Origin of the sequence: Frankia sp. CcI49 (genome assembly GCF_001983215.1) — a bacterium.
Taxonomy (GTDB): domain Bacteria; phylum Actinomycetota; class Actinomycetes; order Frankiales; family Frankiaceae; genus Parafrankia; species Parafrankia irregularis.
The window spans coordinates 30752-42501 of record NZ_MOWP01000027.1; the positions used below are offsets into that span (position 1 = coordinate 30752).

The 11750-nt window shown below is 70.9% G+C and carries 10 protein-coding genes; 6 read left to right on the forward strand and 4 right to left on the reverse strand.

The window, feature by feature from the left end; translation table 11 throughout:
• Nucleotides 1-79 precede the first annotated feature (79 nt).
• Both typA and CcI49_RS23790 read right to left on the reverse strand, forming a co-directional pair.
• Nucleotides 80-1921, reverse strand: a complete 1842-nt coding sequence (typA, locus tag CcI49_RS23785; RefSeq protein ID WP_054565196.1) for a translational GTPase TypA — start codon at nucleotides 1919-1921, stop codon at nucleotides 80-82.
• A gap of 296 nt (nucleotides 1922-2217) precedes the next feature.
• The gene (locus CcI49_RS23790) at nucleotides 2218-2658 is read right to left on the reverse strand and encodes a (deoxy)nucleoside triphosphate pyrophosphohydrolase (RefSeq protein ID WP_054565197.1); all 441 of its coding nucleotides are present in this window, start codon (nucleotides 2656-2658) and stop codon (nucleotides 2218-2220) included.
• A 307-nt stretch (nucleotides 2659-2965) separates the two neighbouring features.
• Between CcI49_RS23790 and CcI49_RS23795 the strand changes: the two genes are divergently transcribed.
• Nucleotides 2966-3265, forward strand: coding sequence for a 4a-hydroxytetrahydrobiopterin dehydratase (locus tag CcI49_RS23795; protein WP_054565198.1), 300 nt, complete (start codon nucleotides 2966-2968; stop codon nucleotides 3263-3265).
• A gap of 84 nt (nucleotides 3266-3349) precedes the next feature.
• Here the strand turns inward: CcI49_RS23795 and CcI49_RS23800 are convergent, their stop codons facing one another.
• On the reverse strand, nucleotides 3350-3691 hold the full coding sequence (locus CcI49_RS23800; protein ID WP_076829474.1) for a DUF952 domain-containing protein: 342 nt from the start codon (nucleotides 3689-3691) through the stop codon (nucleotides 3350-3352).
• A gap of 124 nt (nucleotides 3692-3815) precedes the next feature.
• Between CcI49_RS23800 and CcI49_RS23805 the strand changes: the two genes are divergently transcribed.
• A complete protein-coding gene (locus CcI49_RS23805; protein ID WP_054565200.1) occupies nucleotides 3816-4997 on the forward strand; it encodes a heparan-alpha-glucosaminide N-acetyltransferase domain-containing protein in 1182 nt (393 codons plus the stop codon).
• Between the two features lie 240 nt (nucleotides 4998-5237).
• A complete protein-coding gene (locus CcI49_RS23810; RefSeq protein WP_152991264.1) occupies nucleotides 5238-5558 on the forward strand; it encodes a hypothetical protein in 321 nt (106 codons plus the stop codon).
• Between the two features lie 445 nt (nucleotides 5559-6003).
• On the opposite strand, the gene ychF is transcribed toward CcI49_RS23810, so the two are convergent.
• Entirely contained in the window at nucleotides 6004-7080 is a 1077-nt protein-coding gene (gene ychF / locus CcI49_RS23815; protein ID WP_054565202.1) for a redox-regulated ATPase YchF, read from the reverse strand.
• A 481-nt stretch (nucleotides 7081-7561) separates the two neighbouring features.
• On the opposite strand from ychF, the gene CcI49_RS23820 reads away from it, so the two are divergent.
• The 3 genes from CcI49_RS23820 to CcI49_RS23830 all read left to right on the forward strand — a co-directional run bounded on the left by CcI49_RS23820 (nucleotide 7562) and on the right by CcI49_RS23830 (nucleotide 11740).
• Nucleotides 7562-8080 (forward strand): DUF6542 domain-containing protein, encoded by a 519-nt coding sequence (locus CcI49_RS23820; RefSeq protein WP_054565203.1) that lies wholly within the window; start codon nucleotides 7562-7564, stop codon nucleotides 8078-8080.
• Between the two features lie 1075 nt (nucleotides 8081-9155).
• The gene (locus tag CcI49_RS23825; protein WP_076829477.1) at nucleotides 9156-10124 is read left to right on the forward strand and encodes a polysaccharide deacetylase family protein; all 969 of its coding nucleotides are present in this window, start codon (nucleotides 9156-9158) and stop codon (nucleotides 10122-10124) included.
• Nucleotides 10121-11740, forward strand: coding sequence for a hypothetical protein (locus CcI49_RS23830; protein WP_076829480.1), 1620 nt, complete (start codon nucleotides 10121-10123; stop codon nucleotides 11738-11740). The genes CcI49_RS23825 and CcI49_RS23830 overlap by 4 nt, the downstream gene beginning before the upstream one ends.
• Nucleotides 11741-11750 lie beyond the last annotated feature (10 nt).

Here is an 11750-nt window from a genome sequence, read left to right on the forward strand (position 1 = left end):
GGTTCAGCCAGCACCGCCCGATTCAGCCGGTACGGCCCGGTCCAGCCAGCACCGCGCGGCCCAGCTGGCGCAGCCCGGTTCAGCCGGTGCGGCGGCGGGAGCGCAGCTTCTCACGCTCCGACGCGGTCAGCGCCACCTTGCGCATCCGTACCGTCGCCGGCGTCACCTCGACGCACTCGTCCTCACGGCAGAACTCCAGCGCCTGCTCCAGCGAGAGCTGGCGGTGCGGGGTGAGCCGAACCAGTTCGTCACCGGTCGAGGACCGCATGTTGGTGAGCTTCTTCTCCTTCGTCGGGTTGACGTCCATGTCGTCGGCCCGGGAGTTCTCACCCACGATCATGCCCTCGTAGACCTCGGTCGTCGGGGAGACGAACATCGTCCCGCGGTCCTGCAGGTTGAACAGGGCGTAGGCGGTGGCGACGCCGGAGCGGTCGGCCACCATCGAACCGGTCGGACGGGTCCGCAACTCGCCGAACCACGGCTCGTACCGGTCGAAGACGTGGTGCAGCAGGCCGGTGCCGCGGGTCTCGGTGAGGAACTCGGTACGGAAGCCGATCAGACCACGGGCGGGCACCAGGTACTCCAGCCGGATCCAGCCGGTGCCGTGGTTCACCATCTGCTCCAGCCGGCCCTTGCGCAGCGCCAGCAGCTGGGTCAGCACCCCGAGGTACTCCTCCGGGGAGTCGATGGTCAGCCGCTCGACGGGCTCGTGCACCTTCCCGTCGATCTCCTTGGTGACGACCTGCGGCTTGCCGACCGTCAGCTCGAACTCCTCCCGGCGCATCAGCTCGACGAGGATGGCGAGAGCCAGCTCGCCACGGCCCTGGACCTCCCAGGTGTCGGGGCGCTCGGTCGGCAGCACCCGGATCGACACGTTGCCGATGAGCTCGGCGTCCAGCCGGTTCTTCAGCAGGCGCGCGGTCAGCTTCTTGCCCGACTTCCCGGCTAGCGGCGAGGTGTTCACGCCGATGGTCATGCTGATGGACGGCTCGTCCACAGTGATCACCGGGAGTGGGCGCGCGTCCTCGGGGTCGGCCAGCGTCTCACCGATCATGATGTCGGGGATACCGGCGACGGCGATGATGTCGCCGGGGCCGGCCTGCTCCGCCGGTACCCGCTCCAGCGCCTCGGTCATCAGCATCTCGGTGATCTTCACCCGCTGCTGGGTGCCGTCGACCCGGCACAGCGCGACGGTCTGGCCTCGGGTGATCGTGCCGTTGTGCACCCGGCACAGCGCGAGGCGGCCCAGGTAGGGCGAGGCGTCGAGGTTCGTCACCAGCGCCTGCAGCGGTGCGTCCTCGGCGTAGGACGGTGCCGGCATCGTCTCCAGCAGGAGGTCGAACAGCGGCTTGAGGTCCGGCGAGTCCGGGCTCTGGCCGTTCTCCGGACGGGTGGTGGACGCCCGGCCGGCCTTCGCGTTGCAGTAGACGATCGGGAAGTCGATCTGGTCCTCGTCCGCGTCGAGATCGAGGAACAGCTCGTAGGTCTCGTCGACGACCTCACCGATCCGCGCGTCCGACCGGTCGACCTTGTTGATCACCAGGACGACCGGCTTGCGGGCGGCGAGCGCCTTGCGCAGAACGAACCGCGTCTGCGGCAGCGGGCCCTCGCTCGCGTCGACCAGCAGCACCACCCCATCGACCATCGCCAGGCCCCGCTCGACCTCGCCACCGAAGTCGGCGTGGCCGGGAGTATCGATGATGTTGATGGTCACGTCACCAAAACGTACGGCAGTGTTCTTCGCGAGAATCGTGATTCCCTTCTCGCGTTCGAGATCCATGGAGTCCATGACCCGGTCGGTGACCTCGCCGCGCTCACCGAACGCGCCGGACTGCCGAAGCATCGCGTCCACAAGGGTCGTCTTGCCGTGGTCAACATGGGCAATGATCGCGACATTACGAAGATCGGCGCGTACGGACACGGTGATGAGCTCYGGGGAAAGTGGGGCTTCAGGGCTCGTTCGGCGTAACCCCGAAACGGTTCGTCTGAGAGGACCGCGATCTACAGGCGCGCCACCCCGGTGGGTGGCCCCGCCCGGGAGAACGACGTCCGCGCCGCCGCGGCCCGACTCCATGGTACGGACTCACCTTCGCGCGCCGCGCGTGGCTGACCGGCTCCGGCCGACCGAACTCCGCTCTCGCCGCCCACAAACCCGCCCCGGCCACCCATAAAACCCGCTCCGGCCGCCCGAAGGCTCACACCGGACCAGCCCGAACCTCACACCGGACCGGCCTGATTCCCGACGGCCTGCGCCGAGGCGCCGGTGAGCTCGCCGCGCAGCGCGTCGACGAGCGGACCGTCCGCGGGCAGCCAGGGGACGTCGTCGAGCTCCTGCGCGCCCAGCCACCGCAGGGCGTCGTGCGCGGTGGCGACCGGCGTCCCCTGAAGCACCCGGCCCAGCCACAGCCGCATCCGCCAGCCGGGAGCGGGCAGCGCGATCTCCCCGAACAGGCGGCCGACCTCGATCTCCACTGCGAGCTCCTCGCGGCATTCGCGGCGCAGTGCGGTGAGCTCGTCCTCCCCCGGCTCGACCTTGCCGCCCGGGAACTCCCACAGGCCCGCGAGCGCCGGCGGCGACACCCTGCGCGCGGCGAGGACCCGGCCGGCCTCGTCGACCAGCGCGACGGCGACGACCAGCCCCTTCAGATCCTGTCCCACGGCCGAACTCCCTCCATCGATGCACTGCGTCCAACCCACGCGGCCCGCGGCCCCGCACGCTCCAGGAGGTGGCGGTACCGGGCCGCGGATGACACCATCCGCGCGAGGAGCGTCGCACTCGGTGTTCCCGCCGCTCGGGGGCCCTCCGGCGCGCACGAGCGGAACCACCAGCGAAGATCGCCACCAAAGATCACTACCGAAGACCACGACGAGGGCCACCAACCGCCCGCACCGTCCGAACCCATCCCGCCCGCTCCATCCATCAAGCACCGATACCACCGCGCCACGGATCGCCGAGGAGTCACGGATGCCCGTCCGGCTGGACAACAGCGCTGTCACCACATCCCTGGAAGCCCTGCCCGGCTGGATCGGCGACGCCGACCGGATCCGGCTGGAGATCCTCGTCGACGGCGACGAGGCGACCGCCATCGTCGACGAGGTGATGCGCGAGGCGGACGCGATGGACCACCACCCCGTCGTGGAGCACGGCCCCGGAAGCACCATCTTCACGGTCTGGACCCACTCGGCCGGCGGCGTGACCGAGCTGGATGTGGAGCTGGCCCGGCGGATCTCGTCGATCCTGCGTTCCGCCGGCGTCTCCTTCTGACCACACGCACCACCAGGCGGCAGGCGCCGTCCGGTCGGTGTCAGAAGCTCCGCGCCTGAAGCTCCGTGCCTGAAGACCGGCGGCTCAGAAGGTCGGCATCGCCGTGAAGGAGCCGTCCGGCGCGCACGGGAGCGGGACGACGGCCCGGACCGCCGCCGCGTCGACGGGCCCGTACAGGTGCGGGAAGAGCGCACCGCCACGGTCCGCGGGCCCGGCGGCCGGCTCCCAGCGCAGCGGGGCGGTCAGGCTCTGCGGGTCCACGACGACGAGCAGCAGGTCGGTGCGACCCCGGTAGTAGAGGTTCGCTGTCTCCAGCACCAGCTCCGGCGCGGAAAAGTGGATGAAGCCCTCGTCCCCCAGGCTCGCCGGCCGGTAACCGTCCGCTCCAGCCGCCCACTCGGACCGGCTCACCAAATGGYAGATCATCGCACGAACTCCGTCCCGTCCGGTCCTACCCGCTGCTTTGCTGCCCACGGCCACGCTGCCCACCGCCACACCCGAAGTCCGGCGATCCGGTGCACGAACTCCGGAGCCTGCGACCCTGGACGGTATGGACGAATCGAGACCTCCCGCGTCCAGTCGCATCATCGGGGTGGACCTGGCCCGCGGCGTGGCGCTGATCGGCATGGTGGCAACCCATGTGTACCCCGCGTTCACCGACACCGCCACGGACCATCCGGCGATCTCACCCGCGTTCACCATCGCGGCGGGGCGGGCCGCCGCGGCGTTCGCGGTGCTCGCCGGGGTGGCGCTGGTCCTGTCCACCCGTCGGCGCAGCACCGCGCAGGCCCAGCTCTCGGTGTTCCTCCGCGCGCTGGGCATCGGCGTCATCGGCCTGGCCCTCGCCTACGCGGACTCGGGCATCGCGGTCATCCTGGTCTACTACGCGCTGCTGTTCGTCCTGGCCCTGCCACTGCTGCGCGCGGACGTCCCCGTGCTGGTGACAGTGGCCGTCCTGGCGATGGTCGCGGTACCGGTGATCAGCCAGGCCGTGCGGGACGACCTGCCGGTGTCCGATCTGTCCTCGCCGACGTTCGCCGATCTGGGCCAGCCCGGCCCACTGCTGGCGAAGCTGACGCTCACCGGGGTCTACCCGGCACTGGCCTGGTTGGGCTACCTGTGCGCGGGGATGGCGGTGGCCCACGCCGATCTGCGATCTCGCGTGGTCGCCGTGCGCCTGTTCGCCGGCGGCCTCCTGCTGGCCGTCGTGGCGAGCGGGACGTCCTGGCTGCTGCTGGGGCCGCTCGGCGGCGGCGAGCACCTCGAGGACCCGGCGGCCGTCCCCGGTGTGGGCAACCTGCCCCAGGGCTGGTTCATCGACTCCGGCCTGTACGGCACCACGCCGACCGACTCCGCCTGGTGGCTGGCCGTCGACACCCCCCACTCGACCACGCCGCTGGACCTGGCCCACACCACCGGAACGGCGCTGGCGCTGCTCGGGCTGGCCCTGCTGGTGGCGCACATCCCGCTGACCCGCCCGATCACGGCCGTCGGCGCGATGACGCTCACCTTCTACACATTGCACGTCGTCGTGATGTCCACGCACGCCCTGCCCACGGACCCGACCTGGTCGTACGTGCTCCAGATCCTGGTCGCGCTCGCCGCCGCCACCGCCTGGCAGCTGACCGGGCGACGCGGGCCGGCCGAAGCCGCCGTCTCGGTGCTGCCCCGGGCCGCCCGCCTGCTGAGGAGCCCAAGAGGGTCCGGCGTCAGTCTGGGCCAGCGAACCTAGCGAACCTGGGTCAGGCCCACCCCGGCCGCAACGCCGGGCGAAACGCGCACGGCGGCGTGAATACAGCCGCCAGGACCGTTAAGGTCGCCAAGACCGCCAGATGTCTCCAACCTCTGGCAAATGCCGCGGCTGGGCGAATCCGACGCCTCGGCCAGCCCGACAAACTGGTCTCACCGGGCGCATGTGGGAGTGACGGAGCCCCATACTGGCCGAGTGGAGACCTATGGCTGGGTATCGGCCGTGCCGTTCGGAATCGTCGCGCTGTTCTTCCTCCGCCGCGCCACCGGCGACCGGCCTGTGCATGGCAAGCACGGGAAGATCTCCTCCGGCGCCCTCGCGCTCGTGTTCACCGGCGTGGCCCTCAACTCTCTCGTCGGGGCCATGGACGAAAAGCACGGCGCCGCGGGAGTGGCACTGACCCTGCTGGGCCTCGCCTGCCTCATGACGGCGATCGCGGTGTGGGTGTGGCAGGGCTGGCGGGAAGGCGCCCCCGGCTCTGCCCGACGCGCCCGGCTCCGCACGTCGGCGAGCCACAGCAACAGTCACAGCTCGAAGATCTGAGGATTTCGGTCGTCCAGGAGCCAGTAGCAGAATCTCGAGACGCGGCGGATCCGGGCCACCGGCACGGGCTTGGCGGAGCCATGGTGACGGAATGCGAAACCCCACCCGCATGGCCACTCATCGAGAACCCCGCACCGCCACTCGAGAACCCGCACCGCCACGCAGCACCGACAAATCACCGGAAAAGGGGTGAGATTTAGGCGCAGAGTCACCTGGCATCCCGCAAGAAAGAAGGATTTTGGGCATCGAAACGACCAAAATCGTTCACTCTTGCGACTCGCCAAACCGGGCCGCCGGGTTGAGCTTGGTGCTCTCGAAGTACGGGCACCTGATGCCGGACAGCGAGGGCCGGACCCGCAAGGCCGTGGACTCCGCATGGTCTCGTGTACCGGTCGTGAAACACGATCAACCTCGCCCCGCCGCCACCTGCGGAAGCGACCCCGAATCAGACGTTGAAGCGGAAGTCGACGATGTCGCCGTCGGCCATCACGTAGTCCTTGCCCTCCATCCGGACCCGGCCGGCGGCGCGGGCCGCGGCCATGGAGCCGGCGGACATGAGGTCGTCATAGGACACGATCTCGGCCTTGATGAAACCGCGCTGGAAGTCGCTGTGGATCGCGCCGGCGGCCTCCGGAGCCGTGTCACCGGCCTTGATGGTCCAGGCCCGTGACTCCTTCGGCCCGGCCGTGAGGAAGGTCTGCAGCCCGAGAGTGTGGAAGCCGATCCGGGCGAGCTGCGCCAGCCCGCTCTCCTCCTGCCCGAGCGACGCCAGCAGCTCGGTGGCGTCCTCCTCGGGCAGCTCGATCAGCTCGGCCTCGACCTTCGCGCAGAGGATCACCGCGTCGGCCGGGGCCACCAGGTCGGCGAGTTCCTTGTGCCGGCCCGGGTCGGCCAGGACGTCCTCGTCGACGTTGAAGACGTAGAGGAACGGCTTCGCCGTCAGCAGGAACAGCTCGCGCAGCTCGGCCCGGTCGATCGACGGCTCGCTCGACAGCGGGCGGCCCGCGTCGAGGACCTCCTGGGCCGCCTTCATCGCCGCCAGCAGGGGCTGCTTCGAGCGATCCAGGCGGACTTCCTTCTCCAGCTTCGGCAGCCGGGCGCCGATCGTCTGCAGGTCGGCCAGCACCAGCTCGGTGTTGATCGTCTCGATGTCGGACGCCGGGTCGACGTTCCCCTCGACATGGACCACATCGGGATCCGAGAAGACCCGGACGACCTGGCAGACAGCATCCGACTCGCGGATGTTGGCCAGAAAGCGGTTCCCCAGCCCCTGCCCCTCCGACGCGCCCCTGACCAGGCCGGCGATGTCGACGAAGCTCACCGTGGCGGGGACGACCCGCGCGCTGGAGAACATCTCGCCCAGCTTCGCGAGCCGCGAGTCCGGGACGCCGACGACACCCACATTGGGCTCGATCGTCGCGAACGGGTAGTTGGCCGCCAGGACCTCGTTACGGGTCAGGGCGTTGAACAGCGTGGACTTACCCACGTTGGGCAGCCCGACGATGCCGATCGACAGACCCATGGGCAAGGAGTCTACGGGTGATCGGGGAGCCCGGGCTCCGCAGGGCGTGCCGGTGCCGGACCGGGGGCTGGCGCACACCCGGCAACCGGCACCATCGGATCATCAGCACCAGGAGGATCCCCGCACTGTCCGCAGCCTGACAGTCATCGCTCGGTCACCTCCGCCGCAGGGCCCCCACCCGCTCGGGACAACCGCCCCGCCGGCCCGGAAACCGCCGCACTCCAGGCGAACCAAGGGCCGTGACCACGGCGGACGCGTCCACTCGACCCGGAGTCGACCATGCACCGGGGCGGCGCTGCGCCACGCATATTGGTAGCGCATCGTGCATAAAGGTATGCCCAAAGTGCGGCGACCAAGACGCGCTGGCTAGTCTGACTATCGCCCTGACGCAGCCGCAAACTTGGGGCGGTACGTTGCCCTGGTGAGTACGCCGCCCCACCGGCAGCCCGCCGGACCGCCCGGCAGGTCCGGGCGCGGCCGCGTGCCCGATGACGGCTACCCGTACAACCAACGTGAACGGGTCGGATCACCACCTCCGGCCACGGTTGTCACCGGAACCCGCCGAGGTCTGTCCGCGTTCGGCGCAGCATTGCTCGTCATCGTCGTGGGCGCTGTCGGCGCGATCATCGACTCGCTGCTCTTCGACAATCTTCGGTTTGTCTTCGGTGTCCTCTTCGTGGCCGCATGCGTCCTGGCCGTGGTGCGAGTCCACGTCGACGACCTGATCGGCGTCGTCATCATGCCGCCGCTCGCCTACGCGGTGATCACGATCATCGTCGGCTATGTCAACCCGGCCGCGGAAGGCGGGAGCAGCGGGCTGAAGGACCGGGCGATCAACGTCGGGTACGAGATGATCCTGCACGCTCCGGTCCTGCTCGCGGCAGTCATCCTTGTCGCCGTCCTCGCGGCCCTCCGCGGGCGGCGGGTGCAGGTGGCCCGGCGCGAGCGGCAGCGTTCCCTGGCCCAGTCCGCGGCGGCCCGCCGGCGCCGGCCCATCTGACACCGCCCACGGCCCACCAGGCCGTGATCCGATCACATCCGCTGACCTGATCCGGTCCGCGCCGGACGGATGAACGACGGGCGCTCGCCACGAGGTTCTGCGACACGGAGCCCTGCCGCGCGAGGCCCTGACCGCACGAGGCTCTGCCGCATCCGGCGCAGCCGCCGGTCGTGCCGCAGCCGTCGGTCGTGCCGCGGCCGCGTTCCGGGACACGGCGCCCGGAAGGTCCAGGCGTGCAGGCGGCGACCCACGACACACACCAAGGCGCCAGAAGACGCATTCATCCACATTGTTCACGGGTTAGCACTCATGGGCTTTCCTCAGGCCAGCAAGGGCACCCACCACCAATAGGCACCCGAGGGTCATCAGCGCAACAGCGGAACCGGCAGGGCCGTGGGGTACTGTTACCCCGTGGCCACCTACACGCCGAATTTCCGGGATCGCGTTCCGCGCTCCTGGTGGCGGCAGTGTCGGTGCGGCCATCTGGACGATTCGCACCGGCATTACCGTCCGGGGAGTGACTGCGGCAAATGCGTATGCCCGCGGTTCACCCGCCTGCAACGCCGTGCCGCCCGGGCGGTCGCGCCACCGCCCTAGGGCGGTGGCGTTGGCGGTGTGCTGAGGGCAGCGGCGCGGCGTCCGCATCCTGCTGTCACACCGCCGGCCGCCACGCCGAGCTCTGACCACGTCGAGGTGGAGATGTCGGCCCGCCGGCCCACTCGTGGGCTTGGCGGGCTACACAGCACACGCCGGCGTCGCGACGGCGAGGCCTTTCAACCGGCCACGCCCGCACGCCCATATCGAATCCCCAAGAACTAGATGATTGAAATTCTTTCAATGGCGACAGGCGTGCGCTTCACCTTGCCCACAAGCAACAAAGAACCGCCCATCAGCGGAGCCGCGCCGCTGACCATTCATTTTCAGCTCACCTCTTGACACAGATCTCCCTACCGTAACGGCACCGCTACTCGTGGCAATAGCCCATGCTAGATTCCGCTGGACGCCGACCGGTTACTTTCCGCGATATGGCCGACCCGTGAAGGCGGTCGGCCCGGGGACCGCTGGAGGGGCGATAGTGTCTTCCCCGCAATCCGTCACGACTACCAAGCACAAAGAATTCAAGGAAGGCCCGGAGAGAACCGAGACGGCGCGTTCCGCGCCGACGAACACCACCCGGGCACGCGGACGCGGCGGCCCACCCAACCGGCCGCGCCCCGTCCCGATCCTGCGCTACGACGTTGCCGCCGATCCGGCCGGGCACGCCCCGCGCAGATCAACCGTCACACCGGCGGTCTTCGCCCGCCACCGCCGCATGATCCAGCGAGCCCGTCGCCACTTCATGACCGTCACCGAGTACTGCTCGGCGCTGCGGTCGGCCGACGCTCCGCCGGACGCGATCGTCGTGACCTTCGACGGGGATCGGGCCGAGACGTTCGTGGCAGCCCGCGAGCTGGCCGAGCGGGGGCACGCGGCCACCGTCTTCGTGACCACGTCCCGGCTGGGGACACCCGGCATGCTCAGCGAGGCCGACATCCGCCGTCTGCATGAACTGGGCGTCGAGATCGGTGCGAGCGGCCACAGCGGGCGGCGCCTCGACGGCCTGCACCGCTCGGACGTGACCGCGGAGATCACGTTGTCCCGGCGGCGGCTGGCCGCGATCACCGGCGAGGAACCGCGGTCCTTCGCCTATCCGCGCGGTGGGTGGGATCCCCCGGCCCGCCAGCTGGTCATCGCCGCCGGCTACAGCGCTGCCTGCGCTGTGGGCGAGGCGCTGTCCCATCCGGGCGACGATCCGTTCGCGCTCACCCGCCTGACCGTCGGCGGTGGCCTCACCGACCACCGGGTTCGTGCCTGGCTCGACGGCATCGGCCGCACGCTGCCTCGCACGTTCCTCTCCGGGTCGAGGCTGCGGCTCGTCCAGCCCGGGCTCGGGGTCCGCGTGCCGACCCGCGTCAGTGGCGTGTACCACCCCCTGTTCGCGCCACGAGCTCCCCGGGCAACGCAGCTTCCACCGGCTGACCGGCCTGGGCACCCGCAGCGGTGACGACGCCGGCGGTCGGGCGGCGCGGGTTCCGGAGCACCCGGCGGGCCCGCGGTGCTGAGCTGGTCGGGAGCACCGACTGGGCCTGGCCCGCCGCGTGGACCGGAAGCAGCGACTGGCCGGACCTGGCGGGCAACCCGTCGCGGTCCGGCCCCGGGCCGCTGGCCAGGCGAAGCGGCCTTTCACAGCGGCCCGATCGATCCCGACGGCTCAGGTGGCTCAGGGCACCGCGCCGGGTCGCGGGGGTCGCGGGGGTCGCGGGGGTCGCGGGGGTCGCGCGGGCAGTCGCGGCCAGCCGCCGCCTGGGCACCGCCGCCCAGTCGGCGGGCCTGCTGCTGGCCGGGGTCTTCTGGTGCTTCGCCGCCCACCGCATGCCGGCATCAGTGCTCGCCGCCGATGCCACCGTCGCCCTGTGCCTGTGGGCCATCGTCCAGGTGGCACGGGCGGCCGTGGGCGACACCGGCCCGAGCGGTCAGCTGCGGGCGGGCGGGCTGGCCATGCTGATGGCCGTCGCGCTCACCGAGGGCGGCGGCTGGTTGATCTCGGACCTCGACTTCCTCCGGACGAAGCCCGGCTTCCTCATCCTCGTGCCGCTGGCCGCGGCCAGCGGGGCGTTGTGGCCCGGTCACCTGGGCGGGCAGCGGTCCCGAAAGCTTCCCGATCCGGGCCGCCATGCACTGATGGAGCCCGGACTGCTCATGGGACCTGGTGGGATCGGCGCGGTCGCGGTCGGGCTCATCCGGACCGGCACGCTCGTCGCGCTCGTCGCGACCGCGGTCGGGCAGGTGCACCTGGCACTGCTCGCGTGGCTGGCACCGGTAGCGCTGGCCGCCGGTCCGCGGTGTGGATGGCTGCTCTGGCACGCAACCACCGGGCCAGCGGCCGCCCCGGGACCACGCCCCACCCCACGCGGCCCGGTCCCGGTCCCGGTCCCGAGCGGGCACCCGCGGATTCCCAGGCAACGGGTTCCCGAGCGACTGGCCATCAGGCACCAGGTCCGCGGGCACCAGGTCCGCGGGCAGGGGGTCCGCGGGCAGGGGGTCCGTGGGCGAGAGGTGGCCGGGCAACGGTTCACCGGCGGCCAGCCGGCGACAGGAACGACCGCAACGGGGCGGGTGCTGTGGCCCGCGGTGGCGACCGGACTGGCCGCCATTCTGTTGAGCCAGCAGGCGGACGCGGCCTGCGCCTCCTTCGCCCTGGCCGCCTTCGCCGTCGCCGCGGCGGCCGGGCCGGTCAGCGACCGCGGGCCGGCTGTCCTGCCGGCTGTGGCTGTCGCCCTGGTCGCCGCACCGGCGCTCTGGGCCTCGTTCGGCCCCGGCTATCCGACCGAGGGCACCGCCACGCTGCGGCTGCTCCTGCTCACCCTTGCGATCGACGCGCTGCCCGCGGTTCGGGCCACCGCCACCCGGCCGGTGATCCACCGGGCGGGCACGCTGACCGGCCTACTCGCGCTGGCCGCCCTGCTCCCGCTGGCGTCCCCGGGCCACGAAGCCGAGGGATACGCCCTGGCGCTCCTGGTCGGGCGCACGGTTGCCGCGCTGTCAGCTGTCGGCTGGGCCTACCTGGTCGACAGCCATCCGGTTGGTCACCAAGGAGACACGGCGAACTACCTGCCGTAGCTTCGTAAGT